24 protein-coding genes are annotated in these 25,912 nt (G+C 61.9%); 14 read left to right on the top strand and 10 right to left on the bottom strand.

Going from position 1 to position 25,912, the window contains the following annotated elements:
• The first annotated feature begins 93 nt into the window (after positions 1-93).
• From rnd to QD408_RS04720, 3 genes are all read left to right on the top strand, one after another.
• Positions 94-1,239 (top strand): ribonuclease D, encoded by a 1,146-nt coding sequence (gene rnd / locus QD408_RS04730; RefSeq protein WP_088682072.1) that lies wholly within the window; start codon positions 94-96, stop codon positions 1,237-1,239.
• A gap of 177 nt (positions 1,240-1,416) precedes the next feature.
• Positions 1,417-2,478 carry an adenylate/guanylate cyclase domain-containing protein gene (locus QD408_RS04725; RefSeq protein WP_414138510.1) on the top strand — a complete coding sequence of 354 codons (1,062 nt, stop codon included), beginning with the start codon at positions 1,417-1,419 and terminating at the stop codon, positions 2,476-2,478.
• A 95-nt stretch (positions 2,479-2,573) separates the two neighbouring features.
• The gene (locus QD408_RS04720; protein ID WP_414138509.1) at positions 2,574-3,932 is read left to right on the top strand and encodes an esterase-like activity of phytase family protein; all 1,359 of its coding nucleotides are present in this window, start codon (positions 2,574-2,576) and stop codon (positions 3,930-3,932) included.
• Between the two features lie 93 nt (positions 3,933-4,025).
• On the opposite strand, the gene ppx is transcribed toward QD408_RS04720, so the two are convergent.
• The 4 genes from ppx to QD408_RS04700 all read right to left on the bottom strand — a co-directional run bounded on the left by ppx (position 4,026) and on the right by QD408_RS04700 (position 9,658).
• The gene (gene ppx, locus QD408_RS04715) at positions 4,026-5,546 is read right to left on the bottom strand and encodes an exopolyphosphatase (protein WP_414138508.1); all 1,521 of its coding nucleotides are present in this window, start codon (positions 5,544-5,546) and stop codon (positions 4,026-4,028) included.
• A 12-nt stretch (positions 5,547-5,558) separates the two neighbouring features.
• The gene (locus tag QD408_RS04710; RefSeq protein ID WP_088682068.1) at positions 5,559-7,763 is read right to left on the bottom strand and encodes an RNA degradosome polyphosphate kinase; all 2,205 of its coding nucleotides are present in this window, start codon (positions 7,761-7,763) and stop codon (positions 5,559-5,561) included.
• Positions 7,764-7,827: 64 nt separating this feature from the next.
• Positions 7,828-8,541: a DnaA regulatory inactivator HdaA gene (gene hdaA / locus QD408_RS04705; RefSeq protein ID WP_088682067.1), complete on the bottom strand. Its 714-nt coding sequence runs from the start codon at positions 8,539-8,541 to the stop codon at positions 7,828-7,830.
• Positions 8,534-9,658 (bottom strand): AI-2E family transporter, encoded by a 1,125-nt coding sequence (locus QD408_RS04700; protein WP_414138507.1) that lies wholly within the window; start codon positions 9,656-9,658, stop codon positions 8,534-8,536. The genes hdaA and QD408_RS04700 overlap by 8 nt, the downstream gene beginning before the upstream one ends.
• Before the next feature lie 246 nt (positions 9,659-9,904).
• On the opposite strand from QD408_RS04700, the gene purM reads away from it, so the two are divergent.
• Together purM and purN are read left to right on the top strand one after the other, a co-directional pair.
• Complete coding sequence (gene purM, locus QD408_RS04695) at positions 9,905-10,978, top strand: phosphoribosylformylglycinamidine cyclo-ligase (RefSeq protein ID WP_414138506.1); 1,074 nt, start codon at positions 9,905-9,907, stop codon at positions 10,976-10,978.
• A complete protein-coding gene (purN, locus tag QD408_RS04690; protein WP_414138505.1) occupies positions 10,975-11,646 on the top strand; it encodes a phosphoribosylglycinamide formyltransferase in 672 nt (223 codons plus the stop codon). Before purM ends, purN begins: the two co-directional genes overlap by 4 nt.
• A 123-nt stretch (positions 11,647-11,769) precedes the next feature.
• Here the strand turns inward: purN and QD408_RS04685 are convergent, their stop codons facing one another.
• The 3 genes from QD408_RS04685 to QD408_RS04675 all read right to left on the bottom strand — a co-directional run bounded on the left by QD408_RS04685 (position 11,770) and on the right by QD408_RS04675 (position 15,813).
• Positions 11,770-12,939, bottom strand: coding sequence for an alpha-D-ribose 1-methylphosphonate 5-triphosphate diphosphatase (locus QD408_RS04685; protein ID WP_414138504.1), 1,170 nt, complete (start codon positions 12,937-12,939; stop codon positions 11,770-11,772).
• Between the two features lie 82 nt (positions 12,940-13,021).
• Positions 13,022-13,612, bottom strand: a complete 591-nt coding sequence (locus QD408_RS04680; RefSeq protein ID WP_088682062.1) for an NUDIX domain-containing protein — start codon at positions 13,610-13,612, stop codon at positions 13,022-13,024.
• The gene (locus tag QD408_RS04675; protein ID WP_414138503.1) at positions 13,609-15,813 is read right to left on the bottom strand and encodes a molybdopterin-containing oxidoreductase family protein; all 2,205 of its coding nucleotides are present in this window, start codon (positions 15,811-15,813) and stop codon (positions 13,609-13,611) included. The genes QD408_RS04680 and QD408_RS04675 overlap by 4 nt, the downstream gene beginning before the upstream one ends.
• A gap of 16 nt (positions 15,814-15,829) precedes the next feature.
• On the opposite strand from QD408_RS04675, the gene QD408_RS04670 reads away from it, so the two are divergent.
• Both QD408_RS04670 and QD408_RS04665 read left to right on the top strand, forming a co-directional pair.
• Positions 15,830-16,699, top strand: coding sequence for a 23S rRNA (adenine(2030)-N(6))-methyltransferase RlmJ (locus QD408_RS04670; RefSeq protein ID WP_414138502.1), 870 nt, complete (start codon positions 15,830-15,832; stop codon positions 16,697-16,699).
• Positions 16,700-16,901: 202 nt separating this feature from the next.
• Positions 16,902-17,498: a glutathione S-transferase gene (locus tag QD408_RS04665; RefSeq protein ID WP_414138501.1), complete on the top strand. Its 597-nt coding sequence runs from the start codon at positions 16,902-16,904 to the stop codon at positions 17,496-17,498.
• Between the two features lie 93 nt (positions 17,499-17,591).
• Here the strand turns inward: QD408_RS04665 and QD408_RS04660 are convergent, their stop codons facing one another.
• Positions 17,592-18,227 carry an outer membrane protein gene (locus QD408_RS04660; RefSeq protein ID WP_088682058.1) on the bottom strand — a complete coding sequence of 212 codons (636 nt, stop codon included), beginning with the start codon at positions 18,225-18,227 and terminating at the stop codon, positions 17,592-17,594.
• Positions 18,228-18,592: 365 nt separating this feature from the next.
• Between QD408_RS04660 and QD408_RS04655 the strand changes: the two genes are divergently transcribed.
• The 5 genes from QD408_RS04655 (at position 18,593) to QD408_RS04635 (ending at position 23,156) form a co-directional block, all read left to right on the top strand.
• The gene (locus tag QD408_RS04655; protein ID WP_414138500.1) at positions 18,593-19,360 is read left to right on the top strand and encodes an SDR family oxidoreductase; all 768 of its coding nucleotides are present in this window, start codon (positions 18,593-18,595) and stop codon (positions 19,358-19,360) included.
• Complete coding sequence (gene uvrC, locus QD408_RS04650) at positions 19,357-21,393, top strand: excinuclease ABC subunit UvrC (RefSeq protein ID WP_414138499.1); 2,037 nt, start codon at positions 19,357-19,359, stop codon at positions 21,391-21,393. Before QD408_RS04655 ends, uvrC begins: the two co-directional genes overlap by 4 nt.
• Positions 21,394-21,608: 215 nt before the next feature.
• Positions 21,609-22,199, top strand: a complete 591-nt coding sequence (gene pgsA, locus QD408_RS04645; RefSeq protein WP_088682097.1) for a CDP-diacylglycerol--glycerol-3-phosphate 3-phosphatidyltransferase — start codon at positions 21,609-21,611, stop codon at positions 22,197-22,199.
• A complete protein-coding gene (moaD, locus tag QD408_RS04640; protein WP_088682055.1) occupies positions 22,196-22,450 on the top strand; it encodes a molybdopterin converting factor subunit 1 in 255 nt (84 codons plus the stop codon). Before pgsA ends, moaD begins: the two co-directional genes overlap by 4 nt.
• A gap of 244 nt (positions 22,451-22,694) precedes the next feature.
• Positions 22,695-23,156: a molybdenum cofactor biosynthesis protein MoaE gene (locus QD408_RS04635; protein ID WP_088682053.1), complete on the top strand. Its 462-nt coding sequence runs from the start codon at positions 22,695-22,697 to the stop codon at positions 23,154-23,156.
• Here the strand turns inward: QD408_RS04635 and QD408_RS04630 are convergent, their stop codons facing one another.
• Positions 23,157-24,053 (bottom strand): branched-chain amino acid ABC transporter permease, encoded by an 897-nt coding sequence (locus tag QD408_RS04630; RefSeq protein ID WP_414138498.1) that lies wholly within the window; start codon positions 24,051-24,053, stop codon positions 23,157-23,159.
• 65 nt (positions 24,054-24,118) lie between these two features.
• Between QD408_RS04630 and QD408_RS04625 the strand changes: the two genes are divergently transcribed.
• Both QD408_RS04625 and QD408_RS04620 read left to right on the top strand, forming a co-directional pair.
• Positions 24,119-24,664 carry a CGNR zinc finger domain-containing protein gene (locus QD408_RS04625; RefSeq protein WP_414138497.1) on the top strand — a complete coding sequence of 182 codons (546 nt, stop codon included), beginning with the start codon at positions 24,119-24,121 and terminating at the stop codon, positions 24,662-24,664.
• A complete protein-coding gene (locus QD408_RS04620; protein ID WP_414138496.1) occupies positions 24,661-25,164 on the top strand; it encodes a hypothetical protein in 504 nt (167 codons plus the stop codon). The genes QD408_RS04625 and QD408_RS04620 overlap by 4 nt, the downstream gene beginning before the upstream one ends.
• Before the next feature lie 83 nt (positions 25,165-25,247).
• Here QD408_RS04620 and ndk read toward each other — a convergent pair whose 3' ends face one another.
• On the bottom strand, positions 25,248-25,670 hold the full coding sequence (gene ndk, locus QD408_RS04615; protein WP_003574140.1) for a nucleoside-diphosphate kinase: 423 nt from the start codon (positions 25,668-25,670) through the stop codon (positions 25,248-25,250).
• Positions 25,671-25,912: the final 242 nt, after the last annotated feature.

The raw sequence follows: 25,912 nt of genomic DNA, 5'->3' as shown, positions 1-25,912 counted from the left end.
AGCAATGCTGGAAGGCGTATGCTGTTGTATTGACATATCGAACCGAAAGGAGAAGGAAGGTTCAACCGACCTTTTCCTTGCGAATGAAATGATATGATCGAAACCACCGCCGATTTGGCGGCCGCCTGCAAAGAGCTGGCCAAGTCCGACTTCATTACCATCGACACCGAATTCCTGCGCGAGACGACATTCTGGCCGGAGCTCTGCCTGATCCAGATGGCGAGCCCGACGATCGAAGTTCTCGTCGATCCGCTGGCGAAGGGCCTCGATCTCGCTCCCTTTTTCGAGCTGATGGCCGATACGAAGGTGTTGAAGGTCTTTCACGCCGCACGGCAGGACATCGAAATCATCTTCAATCGCGGCAATCTCATCCCGCATCCGATCTTCGATACCCAGGTCGCCGCCATGGTCTGCGGCTTCGGCGACAGCGTCTCCTACGACCAGCTGGTCAGCCGCATCAAGAACGTCCATATCGACAAGTCGTCGCGCTTCACCGACTGGAGCCGCCGGCCGCTCTCCGATAAGCAGCTGGAATATGCGCTGGCCGACGTCACGCATCTGCGCGACGTCTATCTGTCGCTGAAGGCTGAGCTCGATCGCGAAGGCCGCACGTCTTGGCTCCGCGAGGAAATGGACATTCTCGAAGCGCGCGAAACCTATGACATGCATCCCGACGACGCCTGGCAGCGGCTGAAGATGCGGCTGCGCAAGCCGCAGGAGCTCGCGGTCCTGAAATTTGTCGCCGCCTGGCGTGAGCGCGAAGCGCGAGCCCGCAACGTGCCGCGTTCGCGCGTCCTCAAGGACGACGCGATCTACGAAATCGCCCAGCAGCAGCCGAAGGATTCCGAAGCGCTCGGCCGGTTGCGCACCATCCCGAAAGGCTGGGAGCGCTCGGCCTCCGGCGGCGCCGTCGTCGAGGCCGTCAATGCGGCGCTGGCTCTTCCGAAGGCAGATATGCCGCATGTGCCACGCCAGACTCAGGCGCCAGAGGGGGCTGCGGCTGCCGTCGAGCTGCTCAAGGTGCTCCTGAAGCTCATCTCGGAAAAACACGGCGTCGCGCCCAAGGTGATCGCCAACAGCGAGGATCTCGACAAGATCGCCGCCGACGGCGAGAAGGCCGACGTCGCTGCCCTGCACGGCTGGCGGCGCGATCTTTTCGGCGAACCGGCGCTGCAGCTGATCCAGGGCCAGATCGGATTGCGCTTCGTCGGCCGGAAGGTCGAAACCGTCAGCCTCTGAGCGCGCCGCGATCTTTTACCTTCGCCTACCGCGCTTTAGGCCTTTGTTTCGACATATCTTGCCGCAAAACAGCTGCACAGTTTTGCTCGACATGTTTCAGGGCAGAATCAAATTCGCTTGACGCTTTTTTCCCGGCTGAAACAATAGCGGGAGCAAACAGCACGACGAAGAGGCGGCATGCGGGAAATATCTCCGACGCAGAACTGGATCTTGATCTCGATCGTGCTGGCTGCCAGCGGCGTCGTCTACGATCTGATGTTCTATTCCAATCAGACGCCTGTTGTCGGAGCTATCTTCGCGCTCTTCATCGGCATGCCGATCCTCGCCTTCGAGCGCAAGGTGCTGTTTCGTACCCTCTACAGGCGCATCCAGAAGCTGCCGACCTTCGTTTTCATCATCACGGAACTGGTGATCTACGAGATCCTGATGAGCATCGGCTTTGCCTGCGCCGGCCTGCTGCTGTGGTCGCTCGGCATGCTCACGCCGTCCTCGCCCCTCGACCTCGTCATCATGCCGTTCGAGGTCTTCCTCTATGCGCTTGCCGTCTGCTCGGCGCTGATCTTCATCCTGCGGGTGCGGGAGTTGCTCGGCCGCGAGGTATTCCTCAGCATGCTCATCAGCCGCTACCGCAATCCGGTCAAGGAAGAACGCGTCTTCCTGTTCATCGATCTCGTCGATTCGACGGCCTTTGCCGAAAAGCATGGCGACCTCCGGGCGCAGCAACTGCTGAGCTCGCTGTTTGCGACCTTCGCCGAGCCCGTGCGGCGCCACAAGGGCATGATCAACGACTATGTCGGCGATGCGGCGATCATCACCTGGCCGCTTACCCGCGGCATCAAGGATGCGCGCTGCGTTCGCTGTATCTTCGACATCCTTGCCGATATCGAAGCCAATGCCGCCGGCTGGCGGAAAAGCTACGGGCAGGTGCCGAAGCTCCGCGCCGCCCTTCATGGCGGCGAGATCATTACGGCGGAAGTCGGCGTCGACCACCACAAGATCAGCTATTTCGGGGACACGGTGAATACGACCTCCCGGCTGGAGACGCTCTGCCGCAGCTTGAACCGGCAGGTGCTGATCTCCGCCGAGCTGGCCCGGCGCATGGAATTTCCAGACGACGTCGCCTGTGAGGATCTCGGCATTCATGCCGTCAAGGGACGCGGCCAGGCGCTCGGCGTGATGGCACTTTCCTCACGCGCGGTCACCGTGCTGAACACGCCCGCGGTCATTCTGCACGGCTGAGCAAGGCAAGTCACCAAAGCTTCACCCAACCGTCAATTCCCTGACACGGAAGCCCTGCTAAGCGGAGGCATTCGCATCCGTTTCATGGGGATATTATGAAGAACGTCCTTTTTGCTTCCGTATCGCTTTTCATCCTGATTGCTGGCTCCGCTTCGGCCGATCAGCAGGAATTTCCGGCCAAGCTCGCGGGCCAGGCGATCCTGCCTGCCAACACCATGGTTGCGGCACCGGCCGACGCGCCCGAATTCCTCAAGCATTCCGGCAAGTTCACGACGCCGGACCGCAAGCGCACCGAAGCGCTCGGCACGGTTCCGGGCAAGGACGGCGCGCGCGTCACCGACCTGAAGCTTCCCTTCGACGGTCAGCCGATCCAGGGCTTCTCCGGCATCAAGACGATGGCCGACGGCACCTTCTGGACGCTCTCGGACAACGGCTTCGGTTCGAAAGGCAACTCATCGGACTCCATGCTTTTCCTGCACCAGATGAAGTTCGACTGGGCGGCCAACAAGGCTGAAGTCGTCAAGAACCTCTTCCTTTCCGATCCCAACAAGATCGCCCCCTTCCCGATCGTGCTCGAAGGCACGGATACGCGCTACCTCACCGGCGCCGACTTCGACATCGAATCGATCCAGCCGGTTGCCGACGGTTTCTGGCTGGGCGATGAATTCGGACCCTACATCCTGAAGGTCGACACCGAAGGCCACCTGACGAACGTCATCACGACGACGCTCGACGGCAAGCCGGTGCTTTCGCCCGACAACCCGCTGATCCAGCTGCCGGGCAACCCGGCAGCGAAGATGCCGGTCTTCAACCTGAAGCGCTCCGGCGGCTTCGAGGGCCTCGCCATGTCGAAGGACGGCTCCAAGCTCTATGGCCTGCTCGAAGGCGCCATCTACAAGGATGACGGCACGATGGAGGCAGTCGACGGCCACACAGCCATCCGCGTCATCGAGTTCGACGTCGCCTCCAAGAAGTGGACCGGCCGCAGCTGGCTTTATCCCTTCGAGGACAAGGGGGTGTCCATCGGCGATTTCAACATGCTCGACGACACCACTGCCCTCGTCATCGAGCGCGACAGCGGCGCCGGCACCAGCGACAAGGCCTGCGCCGACCCGAAGCAGCCGAAGCCTGACTGCTTCGAAGCTCCGGCCGTGCTGAAGCGCGTCTACAAGATCGAGTTCAACGACGCCAATGTCGGTAAGGCCGTCCGCAAGATCGGCTATATCGATCTCCTTGATATCAAGGACCCCGTTAACAAGAAGAAGGCCGGCAGCAAGGACGGCGTCTACGACATGCCGTTCGTGACGATCGAAAACGTGGATCGCGTCGACGCCACGCACATCATCATCGGCAACGACAACAACCTCCCCTTCTCGGCCGGCCGCGCCGTCGACAAGGCCGACAATAACGAGTTCAGCCTGCTTGAGGTTGGCGAGTTTTTGAACGCGAAGTAATTCGGGGTTTGGGTACAGAATCAGGGGGGCGGCGCGAAGGTGCCGCCCTTTTTGTTGGGGGCGTGCGGTGCGGCACAACGGCCGCAATTCAGCCTACTCGAACCGGAACGCCAGCCTCTTGTTCGTCAATCTCGACAACTGCTGCAAACGGCCGTCCAGGCGTTCGCCGGCGAAGTCCCGGTATTCGGGGGGGACAACGAATTCGAGATCGAAGTCGGGGTTCGACGATTTGCGGAAGGTCAGGTTCTTGACGATGCCGGGCATCGAGGCTGAGAAGAGGTAGACGACGCGCAGCATGCCGCCGAGCAGCTTGGCGCGCTCAATGAACGGGGCTGTCGCTATCTGCGCCAACGGCCCGGTGGCGCCGTCATCGTGCAGGCCCTCGAAGCGATAATAGTTGGTGAGGGCGATGAAAGCGCGGCCAGGGTGGCTGATGCCGACGAAGGAAGAGTGGGCGATGACGTTCAGCGCCTGAAGACCGCGGTAATCGGGATGGGCGCGCCAGCTGATATCGGCAAGCAGACAGGCGGCCTGACGGTAGCGGCTTTCCTCTTCGGTTTCCTGGATGCCGAAGAGGGGCATCATGCGGCCGGTCCATTCCGCCAGCTCGCGGGCATGTTCCGGTGATCGGGCACGCAGAATCGCCAATTCGCCGGCAGCCGCCAGCAGCGGATCGGCGCGGCGTTCGGATTCGGAAAGCAGTGAATAGAGATAGCCTTCGCGCACGCCCTGCGCCGAGAAGGAAATCATCGAAGGCTTCATGACGCTCAGGACTTCCTTCATGGCGATGGCGCCAAAGGGCAGCAGCGAGCGGCGATGCTTGGAGACCGCCTGAAGGGCCGGCTCCTTGGAATCGCGCGCGGTCGCCACCTGATCGAGGAACAGCATCATCGCTTCGAGCGACACTTCATAACCCTGCATCATGTGCAGCGGATAATTGGTGAGCTCCATGTGCAGCTTGGCGATATTTCGCCAGGTGCCACCAACGGCATAGAAGGTGCGCCCCTCGCCTTTCGCCAGGAGCTTTGCCGTTTTCACCTGCTTGCGGGCAAAAGTCCGGGCTTTGGAAAGCGAGCCGCCGGCATATTCCGACAGGCGCAGGCCGCCGAGCGGCAGGGTGATGCCCTTGCCGACTTCCTTGCCCTTGATGTCGATCAACTCAAGCGAACCGCCGCCGAGGTCGCCAGCAATACCATCGGGATTGAAGAAGCCGCTAATGATGCCGAGCGAAGCGAAACGAGCCTCTTCCTCACCTGAGAGCACGCGGACGTGGCGCTGCAGGATCGTCTCCGCCTGATGGATGAAATCGGGACCGTTGCTCGCCTCACGTGCGGCGGCCGTCGCGAGCACGTATATGGTGGCGGCGCGGGCCTGATCGGAGAGAGCCTTGAAGCGGTGAAGGGCCTGAAGCGCCCGGGCAACGCTTTCTTCGTCCATCTTGCCGGTCAGAGCAATGCCCTTGCCGAGGCCGCAAAGAACCTTTTCGTTGAAGAGGATCGTGGGCGAACGGGACAAGCCTTCGTAGACGACCAGACGAATGGAATTCGATCCAATGTCGACGACGGAGACCGGGGCGATCCCCGGAAGGCGCCCCTGGGCTTCAGATTCAACCATTTAGGTCCAGTTTTACTTGTTGTTGCGGCCGTCGAGCAGGCCGGCGATCAGCTTCGGCGCGCTGGACTTCAAGGCTTCACCACGGCCCGACAGGCTCGGATTGGTCATGAAATACTGCTGCGCATTGAACGGTTCTTCGCCTCTGCGCACTTCCATGCGCCGCGACGTACCGTCGGGCAATATCTCGTAGCTTTGCTGATTGTCAATCACGTTGCCGAGCATAATCTGTGACAAGACCTGCTCGTGAACGGTGGGATTCGTCAGCGGAACCATGGTTTCGACGCGGCGGTCGAGGTTCCTCGGCATCATGTCGGCCGAACCGATGTAAACCAGCGCCTTGTCGGACGGCAGGCCGTGGCCGTTGCCGAAGCAGAAGATGCGGCTATGCTCGAGGAAGCGGCCGACGATCGACTTGACGCGGATCTTCTCGGAAAGGCCGGGCACCTGCGGACGCAGGCAGCAGATGCCGCGAACGACGAGATCGATCTCGACGCCGGCATGGCTGGCGCGATAGAGCGCATCGATGATGTCGGGGTCGACGAGCGCGTTCATCTTCATCCAGATCGCCGCCGGCGCGCCGTTCCTGGCATGCTGAATCTCTTCCTCGATGTGACGCAGAATGCGCGAGCGCAACGTATAGGGCGAGATCGCGAGCTGCATGCCCTCTTCAGGTTCGCCGTAGCCGGTGATGAAATTGAAGATATTCGCCATGTCGTGGGCGATGACGGGATTGCAGGTGAAATAGGAGAGATCCGTATAGATCTTGGCGGTGATCGGGTGGTAGTTGCCCGTTCCCAGGTGGCAATAGGTCCTGAGCTTGCCCTCCTCGCGGCGAACGACCATCGACATCTTGGCGTGGGTCTTGAGTTCGATGAAGCCGAAGACGACCTGCACGCCGGCGCGCTCGAGGTCGCGTGCCCAGCGGATATTCGCCTCTTCGTCGAAGCGCGCCTTGAGCTCGACCAGCGCCGTCACCGATTTGCCGGCTTCGGCGGCATCGACCAGCGCGCGGACGATCGGGCTGTCGTTGGAGGTGCGGTAAAGCGTCTGCTTTATCGCCAGGACATCAGGATCGCGCGCAGCCTGGAGAAGAAACTGGACCACCACGTCGAAGGATTCGTAGGGGTGGTGGACGACCATGTCCTTCTCGCGGATGGCGGCGAAGCAATCGCCGGCATGTTCGCGGACGCGCTCGGGAAATCGCGCATTGTAGGGCTGGAACCTGAGATCGTCGCGCGGCGCCTTGGTGATCTCGGAGAGAGTGTTCAGCGCCAGGAGACCAGGCAAAACGGCGACGCGATTGTCGGGAATGCTGAGCGCCTGGACGACGAACTGGCGCAGCGAAGCCGGCATTTCCGAGTCCGTCTCGATGCGGATCACCTTGCCGCGGCGGCGGCGTTTCAGCGCCGTTTCGAAGAAGCGGACGAGATCCTCGGCCTCTTCCTCGACTTCGATATCGCTGTCTCGGATGACGCGGAACGTACCGGAGCCCTGCACCTCGTAGCCTGGGTAGAGCCGGTGGATGAAGATGTTGGCGACATCTTCCAGCGTGATGTAGCGAATGATGCCCGCCTCATCCGGCAGACGCACGAAGCGGTCGAGCGCCGGCGGCAGGCGCAGCAGCGCCGTCATCGGCTCGCGGCCGCTCTTGCTGACGAGCTGCAGGCCGATCGAAAAACCGAGATTTGGAATGAAGGGGAACGGGTGGGCCGGATCGATCGACAGCGGCGTCAGCACCGGGAAGATCGCCTGTTCGAATTCTGTCGCCAGCCATTGGCGATCGGCATCGCTCAGGGCGCCCGGCCGCACGATCAGGATGTCTTCCTTGGCGAGATATTGCTGCAGCACGGCGAGCGAGGCCTGCTGTTCCATCTGCAGATGGTCGATTTCCTGCAGGATCGAGTCGAGCTGTTCGGCCGGCGTCTTGCCGTCGGGGCTGCGGATGGCGATGTTCTGGCGCACCTGGCCTTCGAGGCCGGCGACGCGCACCATGAAGAACTCGTCAAGGTTGGCAGCGGAGATCGACAGGAAGCGAACGCGCTCGAGCAGCGGATGCTCGGTATTCAGCGTCTCTTCCAGGACGCGGCGGTTGAATTGCAGCCAGGAGAATTCGCGGTTGATGAAGCGCTCGGGGCTCGTCAGCAGTTCTTCCAGCGGGGGAACGTTGTCATTGGTTTGCGGGAAGGCTTCCTGATTTTCTGCGACTGCGCTGTCCATGGTCCGCTCCCCCGTTTTCAATCGCGACGGCAATTATATCAGTTTCACGACGGAACTGTGACAGTCAATCGGCCGGTTCCGAATTTCCCAATTCATTCAATACTTCGGCGGCAAGAGACCGGGTGATTTTCGTGCCCCGCGACAGCGCCAGCCGGTCGAGCCTTTCGACGATCGTCTGGGCTGCGTTCAGCGACCGCTCCATGCGGTTGACGATATAGAGCACGAGTTTGTCATCTATATAAAGCTGCCGGTCGGCGAAGAGCTTGACGATCACCTGCGACAGCAGAGCCTCATCCGGTTCGCCGATCTCGACGACAGTGGCGGCCTTGAGGCGAGAGCGCAAATCCGGCAGCAGAACCGACCAAGACATCGGCCAGAGACGGCTTGTCATCAGCAGGCTGGTGCCGTTTTCGCGCACGCTGTTGATGACGTGGAAGAGCGTGTTGTCGTCGAAGCCGAGACGGTCGGCATCCTCGAACAGAACGGGGCCGTTCGCCGCCGCAACGGCGGCATCGGAGCCGGCCTTGGGATGAATGATCTCCGCCCCGCTATGTTCCTTCCAGATGCCGGCGAGATGCGATTTGCCCGAGCCCACCGGGCCGGCGAGGATAACGACCGGCGAGGGCCAGTTCGGCCAAGCATCGACGATCGAAACCGCCGCCGCGAGACGCTCCGAGATCAGGAGATCGTCGCGGCCGGTTGCAACATCATGCGAAAAGGCCAGGGGAAGCTGCTCTCCGGCCTTACGCTTCGGATCAGCGTTCTTCACGTCATTCATGGGGAACTGATTTCGTCTTCCGAGCGCGGCCGCCTGACGACCCGCCAAAATAAAGATCGCTCTGAAGGTAGCGTGAAAGCGCGAAGCGGACAAGGACGCCGACGGCCGCGGCCGCCGGCACGGCGACCAGAAGACCGACGAAACCGAAGAGCGCGCCGAAGGCGAAAAGCGCAAACATCAGCCAGACAGGATGCAGGCCGACGCTGGAGCCGACGAGCTTCGGCTGCAGGATGTTGCCTTCCAGGAATTGGCCGCTGAAGAAGACGGCGAGCACCAGGCCGATCCAGGGATAATCCGGCCAGAATTGCACGAGCGCCACGCCCGCGGCGAGAATGAGACCAACAAGCGAACCGACATAGGGAATGAAACTGATCATGCCGGCGAAGAGGCCGATGAGCAGGCCGAAATTCAGACCGACCAGAGAAAGCCCGGCGGCATAATAAACGCCGAGGATGAGGCAGAGCGAGCCCTGGCCGCGGATGAAGCCGGCGATCGCCTGGTCGATCTCTTTGGCGATCTGGCGGACATCGCCGACATAGTCGCGCGGGATCCACTGGTCGACCTTCGAGACCATGCGGTCCCAATCGAGCAGGATATAGAAGGCGACGACGGGGGTGACGACGAGCAGCGATATGACATCGACGATCGCCTTGCCGGAATTCCAGAGCTGCGCGAACAATCCCGTAAGAAAGCCCATGCCTTCGGAGAGGATGCCGGAGAGATTGTCCTTGATCGTGCCAGCCTGGCTCTTGACCCAGTCCGGCAGCAGCGAATTCTGCGTCTGGGTGATGAACTGCTGCAATTGGCTGATATACCCCGGCAGCCGCTCGGCGAAATCGTTGAACTGGCTGATGAGCACGGGAATGAGGATCATCAGCGCCAAGGCGAAAATGACGACGAAGGCAATCAGGATGACGATCGTCGCCATCATCCGGCTCAGGCCGAGCCGCTGCAGCCTGTCTGCCACTGGATCGAGGAAATAGGCGATCGCCATGCCGGCGACGAAGGGCAGCAGGATCGAACTGAAAACATACAGAAAGGCGATGAAGAAGACGAGCACGGCCAGCCAGAAGAAGATCTGGCGCTTGAGACTGTTGCCGCTGACATGCTGTGGCATCGCTTCCCCGCTGATCGCTCGCCGCCGATAAACGCCGCGTCTCATCCGGCGCGGCCATTCAGCACATAGGATGCAGGCGCGAAGATGGTCAACCCTGTTGCGCCAAATCCCGGAAAGGCTCAAGGAGGACGCGGGAAATTGGGGGCTTTTCCCATGCAGCGCTTGCATAAACGCCCCTGTCATGCAATTGCGACCGGCAGATGACGCGGCATGTTAGCCGCCTGAAAACAGCCATCGGAGACCAGCATGAGCCAGTCTGGGAAAAACGGCCTGACCTACAGCGATGCGGGCGTCGACATCGATGCCGGCAACCTCCTCGTCGAGAAGATCAAGCCGGCGGTGCGCTCGACCCGCCGCCCCGGCGCCGACGGCGAGATCGGCGGCTTCGGCGGGCTCTTCGACCTCAAGGCCGCGGGCTTTACCGATCCGGTTCTCGTCGCCGCCAATGACGGCGTCGGCACCAAGCTGAAAATCGCGATCGATGCGGATTATCACGACACCGTCGGCATCGACCTCGTCGCCATGTGCGTCAACGATCTGGTGGTCCAGGGCGCCGAGCCGCTGTTCTTCCTCGACTATTTCGCGACCGGCAAGCTCGATCCCGACCAGGGTGCCGCCATCGTCGGCGGCATTGCGGCGGGCTGCCGCGAGGCGGGCTGTGCGCTGATCGGCGGCGAAACCGCCGAAATGCCGGGCATGTATTCCTCCGGCGACTACGATCTCGCCGGTTTTGCCGTAGGTGCTGCCGAACGCGGCCAACTGCTGCCGTCGGGCGATATCGCCGAGGGCGACGTGATCCTCGGCCTCGCCTCCTCCGGCGTCCATTCCAACGGCTTCTCGCTGGTGCGCAAGATCGTCGAACTCTCCGGCCTCGGCTGGGATGCTCCGGCGCCGTTCGCCGAAGGCAAGAAGCTCGGCGAAGCGCTGCTCGAGCCGACCCGCATCTATGTAAAGCCGCTCCTGAAAGCGATCCGCGAGACGGGCGCATTGAAGGCCCTCGCCCACATCACCGGCGGCGGCTTCCCCGAGAATATTCCGCGCGTGCTGCCGAAGCATCTGGCGGCCGAGATCGACCTTGACGCCGTCAAGGTGCCGCCGGTCTTCTCGTGGCTCGCCAAATCTGGCGGCGTCGAGGCCAAGGAAATGCTGCGCACCTTCAACTGCGGCATCGGCATGATCGTCGTCGTCGCCGAAGAGGATGTCGCGGCGGTTTCCGCAGCGCTGGAAGCCGAAGGCGAAAAGGTCGTCACCCTCGGCCGCATGATCGCCCGCGACGAAGGCGCTGCCGGCACGGTCTACAAGGGCACGCTTGCCCTATGAGCACGCCGCGCAAACGCGTCGTCGTCTTCATTTCGGGCAGCGGCTCCAACATGATGGCGCTGGTCGCGGCCGCGAAAGCCGCCGACTACCCAGCCGAGATCGTCGGCGTGATTTCCGACAAGGCGGATGCCGGCGGACTTGCCAAGGCTGATGCCGAAGGCATCGCCACCTTCGCCTTTCCTCGCAAGGACTATGCGAGTAAAGAGGCGCATGAGGCGGCGATCTTTTCCGCGCTCGATACGCTTTCACCCGATATCCTCTGCCTCGCAGGCTATATGCGGCTGCTGACGGCGACCTTCATCCAGCGTTACGAGGGCCGGATGCTCAACATCCACCCTTCCCTGCTGCCGTTGTTCCCGGGCCTGCACACACATCAGCGCGCCATCGACGCCGGCATGCGGATCGCCGGCTGCACGGTGCATTTCGTCACCGAAGGCATGGACGAAGGGCCGGTCATCGGCCAGGCGGCCGTCCCGATTCTCACAGGCGACACCGCCGAAAGCCTGGCCGCGCGGGTGCTCACCGTCGAGCACCAAATCTATCCGCAAGCGCTGCGGCTCTTTGCCGAAGGCCGCGTGACGATGGACGGCGGCAAGGCGGTGGGCGCGGAGACTTCCGCTGTCGTCCCTAAGGCGCAGTTGATTTCGCTGATCGGCGACCGCGCATAAAGCGCATCTTAATGGCTCTGGTTCAAGGGCTGCCCCTCATCCGCCTGCCGGCACCTTCTCTCCGTTTTTACGGGGAGAGGGTTAGGGTGAGGAGCGAAACACACAAGTTTTAGGTGAATTGCGTCAAGCCGCCATCGCCCGCAGCGGAGGCAGCGTGCCGTCGCTATAGACGAAGCGGCCGGCGCGGAAGGTGGCGCGGATGCGGTTGATATCGCCCGGTTCGACCGCGACCAGATCGGCGCGCTGGCCGAGAGCGATCTCGCCACGGTCGAGGAGGCCGGCGGAGCGGGCGGCATTGCCGGTCGCCATGGCGACGGCTGCGGGGAAGCCGCCTTCCACCATGTCGGCGAGCTTGAAGATGCCGGGGACGAAGGCGGCAGGATGATAGTCGGCGGCGATGACGCTGAGCAGCCCTGCCTTGGCGGCAGCAAGCGCGCTGAGATTGCCGGACATCGACTGGCCGCGCAGGGCGTTCGGAGCGCCCATCAGCGTCCAGAGGCCGCGGCGGCGGGCTTCTTCAGCCGCAGGCGCGGTGACAGGAAATTCGCTGATCGTGACGCCGAGGTCGTGCATCTCGGCGACTTTTTCGACGCTGTCATCATCATGCGAGGCAAGCGACAGCTTGTGCTTCAGCGACAGCGCGACGATCTCCTTCAGCTTGGCTTCGATCTCGGGATTGTTGCGCATGGCGATGCGCTTGGCGACGATCTCGGCGGCCATTTCCTCGGAGATGGCGCGGCGCTCGGAGATGCTGAGGATATAGCTCTGCAGGTTGTTGTATTGGCCCTGGCCCGGCGTGTGGTCGGTGAGCGAGACCATATCGATCTCATCGGCGTTCAGCAGACGTTCGAGCACGGGCGCCGCACCGACATTGGTGATTTCATAGCGGGCGTGGACGCGATGGTCGATCAGCAGATCGTTACGCAACCGGTTGATGCCCTCGATCACGGCCGACGTCGTCTCCAGCGAGCGGACGTGGCCGTAGACGCTTTCGGTGGCGAAGGAGACGGCGGCAAAGGCCGTGGTGACACCGGCGGCGGCAAGCTTCTTGTCGAGTTCGTGGATGCCGAAATCGATCGGCATGGTCGCGTTCGGCCGCGGCGCGATCTCGCGCTCGATCATGTCGCCATGCAGGTCGACAAATCCCGGCATCAGCAGCCGCCCGCCGCCATCGATGGCGGCAGCCGCGACCGGCTCCGGCCTGATCTCGGCGATCATGCCATCCTCGACACGCACGGAACCTTCACTCACCACCTCGTTTGGGAGAACGAGGGTGAAATTGCTGAGCCACATGGGCTTTCTCCTGACCGTATCCGATGATCGACAAGCCGCAGCGCTTAGAACTGCTTCGTGACACTCGTATGAAATTTGGGCGCTATTGAAGCCTGCCCCTGTTCAACAAAGCCCATTGCAACAGCATGATCGTTTTGGCGTCGAAGATCTCGCCGGTTTCGATCATCCGAGCGGCCTCGTCGAGAGGGATTTCAAGAACCTCGATGTCCTCATGCTCCTCATCCAGTCCGCCACCTTCCGCGACGCGATCGGCAGTGTCGATCAGGGCGGCGAAGAAATGAACGACTTCGGTGACCGAGCCCGGCGAAGAATAGGCTTTGAAGAGGAAGCGGGCATCACGCAGGTGATAGCCGGTTTCCTCCATCGCCTCGCGGCGGATCGCCGCCTCGGGATGGTCGTCGTCGAGAAGACCGGCCGGCACCTCGATTGTCCAGGCGGGATCGCCATGCAGATGGACAGGAAGGCGGAACTGACGGACGAGGACGACGAGGTCGCGCTTGGGATCGTAGAGCAGGATGCAGGCAGCCTGCGTGCGGTGGTAGACTTCCCGCTTCAACCTTTGGGTCGCGCCCCTGCGGTCGATATAGTCAAGCAGGTAGCTGGTCAGCCGCGTCCACCCATTCGACAGGGTTTCCTCGCTGACGATTTTCACCCGTGATTTCGGCTGCATCATGCTATGTCCTTGCGAAGCCAGACCTTATTGTCGTGTACGGCCGCCCCGCCATAAGGCGCGACCGGATCTGCGCCCGTCAGCACGTTGATGCCCTCACCGTCGACATGCGCCTTGTTCGGCCAGAGCCCCTCGGCGATGAGCACGCCCGGCTTCACCTCGGTGGTGACGCGGGCATGGATGCGCAGATCGCCGCGGCCGTTGCCGATGCGGACGAGATCGCCATGGCCGATGCCGCTGGCTTCGGCATCTGACGGATTGATCATCACTTCCGGACGGCCTTCCTTCTGACGCGAGGTCTTGGTCTCGGAAAAGCTCGAATTCAGGAAGTTGCGCGCCGGCGACGTGGCGAGACGGAAGGGGTGCTCGGGATCGGCGACTTCGATGACATCGACCTGATCGGGAAATACAGGCAGCTCGGCATGCGGCCCGAGCACGCCGATCGCGGCCGGCGGCTTGTTCGGCGCCGGCTGGTTGATCCAGTCCGGGCGGAAGTGGAACTTGCCGTCGGGATGGGCAAAGCCGTTCAGGAAATGGGCGTCCTCGAAAGCCGGCTGGCGATCGAACCATTTGTGTTCGAGGAAATGGTCGTAATCCGGCAGGTCACTCGATTTCAGAACGCGGTCGATCATCTCGCGGGCTGTGAAGCCGAAGCCGGGGCGGTCGGCAACACCGAGACGTTTTGCCAGTTCCTCGATGACGAAGAGATTGGTGCGCACGCTTGGCGGCGGCTCGACCAGCTTCGGTCCCAGCAGGATGTGGTTCTGCCCGCCGGCGCGGTAAATATCGTCGTGCTCGACGAACATCGTCGCCGGCAGCACGATGTCGGCGATATCGGCCGTTTCGGTCATGAACTGCTCGTGGACAGCGACGAAGAGATCGTCGCGGGCGAAGCCGCGTCTGACGAGGCGCTGCTCAGGGGCGATGTTGGCGGGATTGGTGTTCTGGATCAGCATCGCCGTCACCGGACCGCGATGGCGCAGCGCCACCGCATCGCCGGTCAGCACCCGGCCGATCTGCGACTGGTCGAGCACGCGGATATCGGCATCCTTCATCGACCGGCCGGTCAATTCCGCATTGTTCATGCGGAAGATATCGGTGTTCGAATGGAAGGCCCCGCCGCCCTCATATTGCCAGGAGCCGAGGACGGTGGCGATCGAAGCCGCCGCATGCATGGCGACCGCGCCGTTGCGCTGGCGGGTGAAGCCATAACCCAAACGGAAGAAGGTCTTTTTCGTCGTGCCGACGAGGCGCGCGAAGGCTTCGATCTCCTCGACCGAAAGGCCGGTGATATCAGCCGCCCATTGCGGCGTCTTCGTCTTCAGATGCGCTTCGAGACCGGCGGGATCATCGGCGTATTTCGCCATATAGTCCCGATCGGCGTAACCGTCGCGGAAGGCGATGTGCATGACAGCGCAGGTAAGTGCGGCGTCGGTGCCCGGCTTGACGATCAGGGCCATGTCGGCCTGCTTCATCGTCGGATTGTCGTAGATGTCGATGACGACGATCTTCGCGCCGCGTTCCTTGCGGGACTTGATGGCGTGGGTCATCACGTTGACCTGGGTCGAGACCGCATTGGTACCCCAGATGACGACGCAATCGGTGCGGCCCATCTCGCGGGGATCCGGCCCGCGCAGCGCACCGGTCGCCACTGTGAATCCGGTCCAGGCGAGGTTGGTGCAGATCGAGGAGAAGAAGCCGGAATAACGCTTGGCATGACGCAGGCGGTCGATCGAGTCGCGCTGCACCCAGCCCATGGTGCCGGCATAGAAATAGGGCCAGATCGCCTCGCTGCCGTCCTTTGCCTCAGCCTTCAGGAAAGCTTCGGCGATCTCGTCAAGCGCATTCTCCCAGGAAATCTGCTGCCACTGCCCTGCCCCCTTGGCGCCGGCGCGGCGCAAGGGATGCATCAGCCGGTCAGGATGATAGAGCCGTTCGGCATAGCGGGCGACCTTGGCGCAGATGACGCCCGACGTATAGGAATGATCGTTTGCGCCGCGCACGCGGCCGATGCGGCCGTCCTCCGATATCTCGACCTCGAGCGCGCAGGTGGAAGGACAGTCATGCGGACAGGCCGTGTGGCCGATCTTGCTGTCCAGCTTCGGGGATTTGGCGTGGATGGGGGTCGCAATGTTCATGGCCTTTGTATATTGCAAGGCTTCTATGGCCAAAAGCCACAAAAACTCCCGATAACGCGAATTCATACGGACATCAGCGAAAATGAACTACCGCCACATCTATCATGCGGGCAATTTTGCCGATGTGCTGAAACATGCCGTGCTGGCGCGGCTGATCCGCTACATGCAGAAGAAGGACGCGGCATTCCGCGTGCTCGACACGCATGCCGGCATCGGGCTCTACGACCTCTCCTCCGAGGAAGCGCAGAAGACCGGAGAATGGCTGGAGGGTATCGGCAAGCTGATGCAGGCGGAACTCGGGCCGCAGGTTTCCGAACTGCTGGAGCCCTACCTCTCGGCCATCCGCGAACTCAATCCCGAGGGCGGCATCCGCTTCTATCCCGGATCGCCGAAGCTTGCGCGCATGCTGTTCCGACCGCAGGACCGGTTGTCGGCGATGGAACTGCATCCTGAGGATTATGCCCGCCTGCACCGGCTTTTCGAGGGCGATCACCACGCCCGCATCACCGAGCTCGACGGCTGGCTGGCACTCGGCGCGCATCTGCCGCCGAAGGAAAAGCGCGGCATCGTGCTCGTCGATCCGGCTTTCGAGGAAGAGGACGAATATCAGCGCCTGGCTGCCGGGCTGGAAAAAGCCTATCGCCGCTTTCCCGGCGGCACCTATTGCCTGTGGTATCCGCTGAAAAAGGGCGCGCCGATCAAGGAATTCCACGAGACGCTGCAGGCGCTCGACATCCCGAAAATGCTCTGCGCCGAACTCACCGTGCGCAGCGACCGCGGCACGACGGGACTGACAGGCTCCGGCCTCGTCATCGTCAACCCGCCCTTCACGCTGAAGGATGAGCTGCACCAGATGCTGCCGGCGCTGAAGGACCACCTGGCGCAGGACCGCTTCGCCTCGCACCGCGCCTTCTGGCTGCGCGGCGAGAGCAAGACGGTCAAGGATGATTGACCGGGGACTATAGCGCCGCGCGTCTTTCAGGCGCGCAAAGGACGCTGTAGCACTTTGAATTTGCGCATAATCCTTTCCGAAAATCGTTTTGATTTTCGGGGTTATGCGCTAGCTTCGGGGATAGTCCGCGCCAGAGCGCATCGCCCAAAACCGCTGCACACTTTTGGGCGCATGCATTAGCCACAATCTTGTCAGGTGTCCCATGAAGCTTCTTTGCTCACCCGCCTCACCCTATTCCAGCAAGGTGCGGATGGCCGCGCACTTTCTGGGTATCGAGATCGACGCCATCCGGGTCGACACTAATACCGGACCGGCGATCCTGGTGGACAACAATCCGCTCGGCAAGATCCCGACGCTTCTAACCGATGACGGAGCTTCGATCTTCGACAGCGTCGCGATCATGCATTATTTCGACCGGCTGACGAAGGGCGGGCTCTATCCCTCCAAGAAGGGCAAGCGCACGGATGCGGAAGTCCTCGAAGCGCTCTGCGACGGCATCTGCGACTGCCTGCTGACGATCGTCTACGAGCGCCGCTTCCGCGAGGAGGAGAAGGTTCACCAGCCCTGGATCGACCGGCAATGGAAGAAGGTGACGGCGGGGCTCGCCCATCTCGGCGCCAAGCCGCCGAAACTCGGCAAGGGGCTCAATGGCGGACATTTCGCGCTGGCCGCCACGCTCGACTATCTCGACCTGCGCTTCAAGGACCAGTGGGAAGCCGATCACGCGCCGCTGATCGACTGGCTGGCGCAATTCGAAAAGAAATTTCCCGCCCATCGCGAACTCAAGGCCAGCGCCTGATCCAGAAATCACAAAGCGCCTGCAAGCAACGGGCAAGCAGCAAAAAGCCGGGCGATGAGCCCGGCTTCTGTATGTTCGGAAGGGTCGATCGGCTTAGAACTTGACGCCGATACCGAGCTTGACGCTGTTCTCGTCGTAACCGCGCGAGAAGCTGCCGGAGTCGAGATCGTAATCCTTGCTCTGGTAGTCGGTGTAGCGATATTCCAGGCGCGTCGTGATGTTGTTGGTCACGAAGGCTTCGACACCGGCGCCGACCGTATAGCCGACGTTCGTCTTGCTTTCGTCGGACGTGCCGTCGGAAACCTTGACGTTGCCGAGAGCCAGACCAGCCGTGCCGTACAGCAGGAAGGGGTTCATGTCGTAGCCGACGCGGCCACGGACGGAGCCGTTCCAGCCATACTTGTTCTTGACGCCGCCTTCGGAAACGTCGTCGCCGCTGTAGCCGAGATCGGATTCAACGCCGTAAACGATCTGGCCCTGCTGCCAGTTGTAGCCGGTGAAGACCTGGCCGCCGAAACCGTAGGTGTGGCGATCGGAACCGAAGTCACCCATGTTGTAAGTGCCGGCGCCGCCGAGATAGAAGCCCTCCCAGTTGCCGGCAGGCTTGACCGGTGCGTCCTGGGCAACCGGTGCTTCCGGAACCTGATCGACCGCATCGGCGGCCTGAGCTACCGAAACGCCCGCAATCGCAAAAGCGGAGGCCATGAGGCCAGCAATGAGTACACGCATACTTTTCTCCTTTCAGTCCCGCGCCGCTTATCATCTGTCTCTCAGCGAAGCATTGGCGGGGAAATTGCCAGATGTCCCTTCCGGATCGAGACTGAAATTGGAACTGAATTGCGGATTTGAAAGAGCCAAATTGTGATATCATTGTGGCTGCCGCATGGCCGAAATTCGATGTTGCTTGCGCGCAACATACAATTCATTAACCTTACTGGTAAGTTAAACTATAAATACTTATTTTAAGAAATCGCATTCTTAAATAATACATAGAATATCCCGGCCTCGGATGCAACCGCAGCCACCTATTTATATAATCTCCGCCGGCCCCTATATAGGTTGCACACAGACTCGCGGGACCAGAAGGCAAGATTTTGAACCACAAAAGACTTCGCTCAGCTCTCATAACAGGGGCTGCCAAGAGAATAGGCCGGGCAATCGCCGAAGACCTTGCTGCAAATGGCTTTTCCGTTGCGATCCACGCGAACGGCTCCCTTGGCGAAGCCGAGGAGCTGGCGGCGGAATTGCGGCGAAAGGGACAAAGGGCGGTCGCGCTGCAGGCCGATCTTACCGATGTCAGTGAAGCGGGCGAACTGGTCGCAAGGGCGTCGGAAGCGCTCGGACCGCTCGATCTGCTCGTCAATAATGCGTCGGTCTTCCAGCATGATTCCGCGCGCGGTTTCAACGCAGCCACATGGGCGCTGCACTTCGACCTGCATGTGCGCGCGCCCTCGATCCTTGCGGCGGCCTTCGCGCAACAGATGCCGGCCGAGGCCGCGGGGCTGATCGTCAACATCATCGACCAGCGGGTCTGGGCGCTGAGGCCCAGCTTCTATTCTTATACGCTCTCCAAGTCCGCGCTGTGGACGGCGACGCAAACGCTTGCCCAGGCATTGGCGCCGCGCATTCGTGTCAACGCCATCGGCCCCGGTCCCTCGATGCCGAGCGAGCGGCAGTCGTTGGAGGACTTCCAAGCGCAGGTCTCAGCCCTTATCCTGCAGCGAGGGCCGGCACTGGAAGAATTCGGGCAAACGATTCGCTTCCTTTACGACACGCCCTCGATCACCGGCCAGATGATTGCCCTCGACGGCGGCCAGCACCTTGCCTGGCAGACGCCCGACGTGGCGGAGATTAAGGAATGAACGGACGAAAGCTGCCGGATGGCGGCGTTCTCTACGACGATACGGACGAGAGCGAAGACGATATCGAGGTGGAAGGCGACGTTTCCGCCTCGCCCCTTGCGGCAGCGGTCGACTGGAACGCCGGCAGCCTCAACGAGACCGGTCTCATCGGCGCCGAACTGATCGGCGAATTCGTCAAGCGCCTGCCGAACAGCCCCGGCGTCTACCGCATGTTCAATGCCGAAGGCGACGTGCTCTATGTCGGCAAGGCGCGCAGCCTGAAGAAGCGCGTCGGCAATTACGCCGTCGGCCGGGTCCATTCCAACCGCATCGCCCAGATGGTGCGGCAGACGGCGAACATGGAATTCGTGACGACGCGCACGGAAACCGAAGCGCTGCTGCTGGAAGCGAATCTGATCAAGCGCTTGCGGCCGCGCTTTAACGTGCTGCTGCGCGACGACAAATCGTTTCCCTATATCCTCATCACCGGCGATCACCGGGCGCCTGCCATTTTCAAGCATCGCGGCGCGCGGGCTCGGAAGGGCGATTATTTCGGGCCTTTCGCTTCGGCCGGCGCGGTCGGGCGGACGATCAATTCGCTGCAGCGCGCCTTCCTGATCCGCACCTGCACCGACAGCGTCTTCGAAACGCGCACGCGGCCCTGCCTGCTCTACCAGATCAAGCGCTGTTCCGGGCCCTGCACGCATGAGGTCAGCGACGAGGGCTACGCCGAGCTGGTGCAGGAGGCGAAAGACTTCCTGTCCGGCAAGAGCCAGAAGGTGAAGTCGCACATGGCGGAAGCCATGAACCAGGCGGCCGAGGATCTCGATTTCGAACGGGCGGCGATCTATCGCGACCGCCTGGCGGCACTCTCGCATGTGCAGAGCCACCAGGGCATCAATCCGGCCGGCGTCGAGGAGGCTGACGTTTTCGCCATCCATCACGAAGGCGGCGTTTCCTGCATCCAGGTGTTCTTCTTCCGCACAGGTCAGAATTGGGGCAACCGCGCCTATTTTCCAAAGGCCGACCCGCAACTATCAAGCGCCGAGGTGCTGAATGCCTTCCTCGCGCAGTTCTATGACGACAAGCCGGTGCCGAAGCAGATCATGCTGTCGGAAACGGTCGAGGAGCTGGAGCTTCTCGCCGCGGCGCTCAGCGAAAAGGCCGGCCACAAGGTCTCCATTCTCGTGCCGCAGCGCGGCGAGAAGCGCGATCTCGTCGAGCACGTGGTCGGCAATGCGCGCGAGGCGCATGGACGAAAGCTTGCCGAGACGGCATCGCAATCGCGCCTGCTCGAAGGCTTCAAGGAAACTTTCGGGCTTGGCTATGCGCCGCAGCGCATCGAGATCTACGACAACTCGCACATCATGGGCACCAATGCCGTCGGCGGCATGGTGGTGGCGGGGCCGGAAGGCTTCGTGAAAAACCAGTACCGTAAGTTCAACATCAAATCGACCGACATCACCCCCGGCGACGACTTCGGGATGATGAAGGAGGTGATGACCCGGCGGTTCTCGCGGCTGATCAAGGAGGAAGGCATTCCCGACCGGACGGCGCAGGCAGCAGCCGACGCCGCCGACATGCCCTTCCCCGCCTGGCCCGACGTGATCCTGATCGACGGCGGTCAGGGGCAGATGACCGCCGTGCGCGCGATCCTGGCCGAGCTCGGCATCACCGAGAGCGTGACGGCGATCGGCATCGCCAAGGGTGTCGACCGCGATGCCGGGCGCGAGCGCTTCTTCCCGCCGGGGCGCGAGAGCTTCACGCTGCCGCCGCGCGACCCGGTGCTCTACTTCATCCAGCGCATGCGCGACGAGGCGCATCGTTTTGCGATCGGCTCGCACCGGGCGCGGCGCAAGAAGGAAATGGTCAAGAATCCGCTCGACGAGATCGGCGGCATCGGCCCGTCGCGCAAACGCGCGCTGCTTCAGCATTTCGGCACGGCGAAGGCGGTTTCACGCGCCGCCTTGTCCGACCTGATGACGGTGGAAGGCATATCGGAAGCCGTCGCCAGGCAGGTCTATAACCATTTCCACGACGACGCCGCGAAATAACGGGCCGGCGTCGCAAATTCCACGCAAAGGCAGTGAAAAGACAGAAAGAATGTTGACGGTCCGCGGTCAAAGCCGTCATCTACCCGCATCGGGCCGAAAAATCGGAATCGATATCAGGAAAGCACGATGCGAGGATTTAAAGTGTTGCAGCGTCCTTCATGCGTCTGAAAAGACGCGCGGCGCTGGAGCGGCGCATCAATTCAGAGAACGATCCCATGGCATCGCGTGCGTACAGCATTCCCAATCTTCTGACCTACGGCCGCATCCTCGCCGTGCCGCTGATCGTTCTCTGCTTCTTCGTCGAGGGCAGGCTGTCGATCAGCAATACGGCGCGCTGGGTGGCGCTGTGGATCTTCGTCATCGCCTCGATCACCGATTTCCTCGATGGCTATCTCGCGCGCATCTGGAACCAGACGTCGAATATCGGCCGCATGCTCGATCCGATCGCCGACAAGCTGCTGGTCGCCTCGATCCTTTTGCTTGTCGCAGCCGACCAGACTATCGCCGGCTGGTCGATCTGGGCGGCGATCATCATTCTCTGCCGCGAGATCCTGGTTTCAGGCCTGCGCGAATATCTGGCGGCGCTGAAGGTCAGCGTGCCGGTGACGCGGATCGCCAAATGGAAGACGACGCTGCAACTGGTCGCCATCGCCTTCCTGCTCGCCGGCCCGGCCGGCGATGAGATTTTCCCTTATACGACACAGACCGGCATCGCGCTTCTGTGGATCGCGGCGCTGCTGACCATCTATACCGGCTACGACTATTTCCGCGCCGGGCTGAAACATATCGTGGACGACGAAGAATGACGCGGCTGGTCTATTTCGCATGGGTGCGCGAGCGCATCGGCAAGGGCGAGGAGGAGATCGACCTCCCCTCCTCCGTCGTCACCGTCGCCGATCTCCTGAATCATTTGAAGACGCTGGGCGAAGAATATGAGACGGCGCTTCAATATCCCGAGGTGATCCGCGTTGCGCTCGACATGGAACATGTCGAGCATGACGAACCGATATCGGGCGCGCGGGAGATCGGGATCTTTCCGCCGATGACGGGGGGGTAAACTCGGCCCGCTTGGGCTTCGGAAAGCTGCCAATGGGTACGACTGCGTCTTCCTTTCTCTCCCTCATTCCTGTGCCTGTCACAGGAATCCAGCCACCGCGCGTCCGCGCGGTGAATGACTTCCTTCGAGGGCGAATACTGTCTCCCGCGCCCAAGGACTTGGGCGCACTGGATTCCTGTGACAAGCACAGGAATGAGGGTGGGTGGGGATATGGCAGCGCATCAAAGCAGCGGAGGATTTCGCTGTGACCGTCACCCCCACCATCCGCGTCCAACGCGAAGACTTCGACCTGCAAGCCGAAGTCGATCTCCTCTCCAAGGGCAAAGCCGGCATCGGCGCCGTCGTGACCTTCTCCGGCCTCTGCCGCGATGAAGGCGGGACGCTCGCGGCCCTCGAACTCGAGCATTATCCCGGCATGGCCGAAGCCGAGATGACCCGCATCGGCGATCTCGCCATCGCCCGTTTCGGGCTGCTCGGGCTCACCGCCATCCACCGCTACGGCAAGATCGCCCCCGGCGAGAACATCGTGCTCGTCGTCGCAGCCGCGCCGCACCGGCAGGCGGCGTTCGACGGGGCCAATTTCGTCATGGATTTCCTGAAGACCGCCGCCCCCTTCTGGAAGAAGGAGCACGGCAAGGATGGCGCTAGCGGCGATTGGGTCGCGGCGAAAGACGCCGACGATGCGGCACGCGACAAGTGGAAGTAGTCAGAGCACTACCCGCTCCCTGCGGCTCATGACTAGGAGCAGGACGAGCAGCGAAAAGATGACGAGATCCCGCCAGACGAAGGGGCCGTAGGCGCCCCAGAGGGTTTCGACGACCGCGAGCCCGGCGGCCCCGCCCGCCGAGCGCAGCGGATCGGAATAGCCGCCGACGGCTGCGATCAGCAGCACTTTCAGCCCGAACATCAGACCGGCGCCGAAATCCATCGAACCGTAGTAGAAGGTCGCCAGGATGCCGCAGATCGTGGCGACGAGGCTGGCTGCCGCATAAGCGACGAGAAAGACGCGGTCGGCGCTGGTGCCGCAAAGCTCGGCGGCCAGCGGATCGTCGGTGACGGCCCGCCAGATGCGGCCCCAGGCCGTGCGCCTCAGGATCAGCGCGCCGATCGCGACGAGTGCTGACATTAGCGCCGTATCGACCAGCTGGATATAGGTGAGTGTCACCTTGAACGGGCCGTCGCTCCAGAAGACGACGACATCGTTCAGGAACGGCGGTAGCCAGATCGCCCGGGTATCGGCGGCGAGCCGGGCGGTCTCCATCAGCACGATCATCATGCCGAGCGCGGCGACGATGACCGTGTTCGGCGACTTCTTGACCAGCGGTATCATGATCGAGCGGCCGATCCATAAGCCGGCCCCCACCGAATAGGCGATGGAGGCGCAGGCCCCGACGGCCAAAGCCGCCGGCAGTACCAGCCAGAACCTGACGAAAGCGAGTTCCGTGAAGAGCAGCAGGATCTGGCCCGAAAAGGCGAAGATCGCCCCATAGGTGATATCGGCGCGCTTCGTCACGCCGAAGGCAACGGCGTAACCGAAGGCGAGCGCGGCATAGAGGGCGGCAAGCGGAACCGCATTCGCCAGCTGCTGCAGAAGATAGGCCATTCCGGACACTCCGCGTCAACAAAATTATAACTGGTAAAACATTTTTAGCCAGTTATAATTTCATCATGAGCTTTTCCTGGACCCCTCACCGCTTTGCCGGCGGCGCACTGGCGCTCGATGTCGCCAACAGCGTCGTCCTGCGCCACGATGCCAGGCGGCGGATCGACCGTTTTGCGGTCAGGGACCAGATGCGCAGCTTTCCCAGCGCTGCCGCCGAATTCTGCGCCGAACGCGCCCTCTTCGGCGACATCACGCCGGTGGCTGAGGAGAACGAGGCGGATTTCATCGCGCTGCGGGAGGCGATCGACCTCTATTTCCGCAAGCGTATACTTGAAGGCAGCGGCGACCACTTGCTGGCCGGCCTGCTGGAAGCGCTGGCGAAGACGCTGCGCGGCGCACATCCCGGCAGCCTGGCCGCCGCGACCGCCCATTCCGTGCTCCGGCTGATCGCCATGCCCGATCCGGAGCGCATGAAGATCTGCGGCAATTGCGGCTGGCTGTTCATCGATCGCAGCAAGAACAGGAGCCGCGCCTGGTGCGACATGGCGGTCTGCGGCAACCGCGCCAAGGCGAACCGGCATTATCGCCGCAAGAAGGAGGAGACACCATGAGAAACCATTGGATCATCATGGCGGCCACCGCCGCCCTTCTGCTGTCCGCCTGCCAGCGCCAGGCCGAAAACCTCGTCGAAGTCACCGGCCATCTCTTCGTCTTCAACTATCGCGTCGCGAGCGCCACCTATCTGCTGACCTTGAAGAAGACCGGCCCCATTCCCGACGGTTCTCTCATCATCGCCGAATTCGAAAATCCGCAAGGCGGCGCCCCGCTGGTGCTGAACCAGAAAATCTATCCGATCGACGACAAGATCGCGCTGCAGAGCGAAAACCTGCACTGCGTACGCAAGGACCGGCCCTATACGGTGAATGTCCGGCTGGTCGACAAGGACGGCAAGGTGCTGCAGCAATTGAAGACTGAGTTCCGCTCGGACCTCGACCAGACGGTGCTGCCGAGCAAGCCGCTCGTCGTCGGTGCGCTTTATGAAAAGAACCCGGAGGTCTTCAAGCCGGACGGCAGCGTCGATTTTTCGAACACCGACAAATGCCCGGAATAGAACGAGCATAGAAAAAGCCGGAGCATGGCCCCGGCTTTCGAGAGTCAATTCAAGGCATTGCGAGGCAATGCCGAAGCATGGCCTCAGCCGACGACTTCGGTGTCCGAGAACCAGTACTTGATTTCCTGGGCAGCCGTTTCCGGAGCATCCGAGCCGTGGACGGAGTTTTCACCGATCGAAAGGGCGTGAACCTTGCGGATCGTGCCTTCGTCAGCGTTTGCCGGGTTGGTCGCGCCCATGATTTCGCGGTTCTTGAGGATCGCGCCTTCGCCTTCCAGGACCTGGACGACGGTCGGGCCGGAGGTCATGCCTTCGACGAGTTCGCCGAAGAAGGGGCGATCCTTGTGAACAGCGTAGAAGCCTTCAGCTTCGCGGCGGCTCATCCAGACGCGCTTGGAGGCGACGACGCGCAGGCCGGCATCTTCGAGCATCTTGGTGATGGCGCCCGTCAGGTTGCGCTTGGTTGCGTCAGGCTTGATCATCGAGAAGGTGCGTTCAATCGCCATAGTCAAATCCTCTGGTTTCTCGGGGAAAGTGGGCGGTCTTTATCCGCCCCCACGCCCGAAAACAAGAGGCCGGCGGCAATTTCACGCCGCTGTCACAGTCCGGCCCCGGCTTTGGTGGAGATCGAGGCAGCACTCGAACCAGACTCGCAAGATCAATGGCACCACCACATTGGAGACTACAGCGTCAATTCCATTGAGTGCGGAAAGATGAGCAATGCTATGCCGAGTGGCTCAAACTGGGC

The sequence above is a fragment of the Rhizobium sp. BR 249 genome (assembly GCF_047445895.1).
In the GTDB taxonomy this organism is placed as follows: Bacteria; Pseudomonadota; Alphaproteobacteria; order Rhizobiales; family Rhizobiaceae; genus Rhizobium.
The sequence above is the reverse complement of the archived record's forward strand: the minus strand, read 5'-3'. Positions and strand labels throughout refer to the sequence as shown.

Bases quoted from the DNA above. Each gene is read 5' to 3' on its own strand.
- rnd (WP_088682072.1), top strand. From the start codon at position 94: ATGATCGAAACCACCGCCGATTTGGCGGCCGCCTGCAAAGAGCTGGCC.
- QD408_RS04725 (WP_414138510.1), top strand. From the start codon at position 1,417: ATGCGGGAAATATCTCCGACGCAGAACTGGATCTTGATCTCGATCGTG.
- QD408_RS04720 (WP_414138509.1), top strand. From the start codon at position 2,574: ATGAAGAACGTCCTTTTTGCTTCCGTATCGCTTTTCATCCTGATTGCT.
- ppx (WP_414138508.1), bottom strand. From the start codon at position 5,546: ATGGTTGAATCTGAAGCCCAGGGGCGCCTTCCGGGGATCGCCCCGGTC.
- QD408_RS04710 (WP_088682068.1), bottom strand. From the start codon at position 7,763: ATGGACAGCGCAGTCGCAGAAAATCAGGAAGCCTTCCCGCAAACCAAT.
- hdaA (WP_088682067.1), bottom strand. From the start codon at position 8,541: ATGAATGACGTGAAGAACGCTGATCCGAAGCGTAAGGCCGGAGAGCAG.
- QD408_RS04700 (WP_414138507.1), bottom strand. From the start codon at position 9,658: ATGCCACAGCATGTCAGCGGCAACAGTCTCAAGCGCCAGATCTTCTTC.
- purM (WP_414138506.1), top strand. From the start codon at position 9,905: ATGAGCCAGTCTGGGAAAAACGGCCTGACCTACAGCGATGCGGGCGTC.
- purN (WP_414138505.1), top strand. From the start codon at position 10,975: ATGAGCACGCCGCGCAAACGCGTCGTCGTCTTCATTTCGGGCAGCGGC.
- QD408_RS04685 (WP_414138504.1), bottom strand. From the start codon at position 12,939: ATGTGGCTCAGCAATTTCACCCTCGTTCTCCCAAACGAGGTGGTGAGT.
- QD408_RS04680 (WP_088682062.1), bottom strand. From the start codon at position 13,612: ATGATGCAGCCGAAATCACGGGTGAAAATCGTCAGCGAGGAAACCCTG.
- QD408_RS04675 (WP_414138503.1), bottom strand. From the start codon at position 15,813: ATGAATTCGCGTTATCGGGAGTTTTTGTGGCTTTTGGCCATAGAAGCC.
- QD408_RS04670 (WP_414138502.1), top strand. From the start codon at position 15,830: ATGAACTACCGCCACATCTATCATGCGGGCAATTTTGCCGATGTGCTG.
- QD408_RS04665 (WP_414138501.1), top strand. From the start codon at position 16,902: ATGAAGCTTCTTTGCTCACCCGCCTCACCCTATTCCAGCAAGGTGCGG.
- QD408_RS04660 (WP_088682058.1), bottom strand. From the start codon at position 18,227: ATGCGTGTACTCATTGCTGGCCTCATGGCCTCCGCTTTTGCGATTGCG.
- uvrC (WP_414138499.1), top strand. From the start codon at position 19,357: ATGAACGGACGAAAGCTGCCGGATGGCGGCGTTCTCTACGACGATACG.
- pgsA (WP_088682097.1), top strand. From the start codon at position 21,609: ATGGCATCGCGTGCGTACAGCATTCCCAATCTTCTGACCTACGGCCGC.
- moaD (WP_088682055.1), top strand. From the start codon at position 22,196: ATGACGCGGCTGGTCTATTTCGCATGGGTGCGCGAGCGCATCGGCAAG.
- QD408_RS04630 (WP_414138498.1), bottom strand. From the start codon at position 24,053: ATGGCCTATCTTCTGCAGCAGCTGGCGAATGCGGTTCCGCTTGCCGCC.
- QD408_RS04625 (WP_414138497.1), top strand. From the start codon at position 24,119: ATGAGCTTTTCCTGGACCCCTCACCGCTTTGCCGGCGGCGCACTGGCG.
- QD408_RS04620 (WP_414138496.1), top strand. From the start codon at position 24,661: ATGAGAAACCATTGGATCATCATGGCGGCCACCGCCGCCCTTCTGCTG.
- ndk (WP_003574140.1), bottom strand. From the start codon at position 25,670: ATGGCGATTGAACGCACCTTCTCGATGATCAAGCCTGACGCAACCAAG.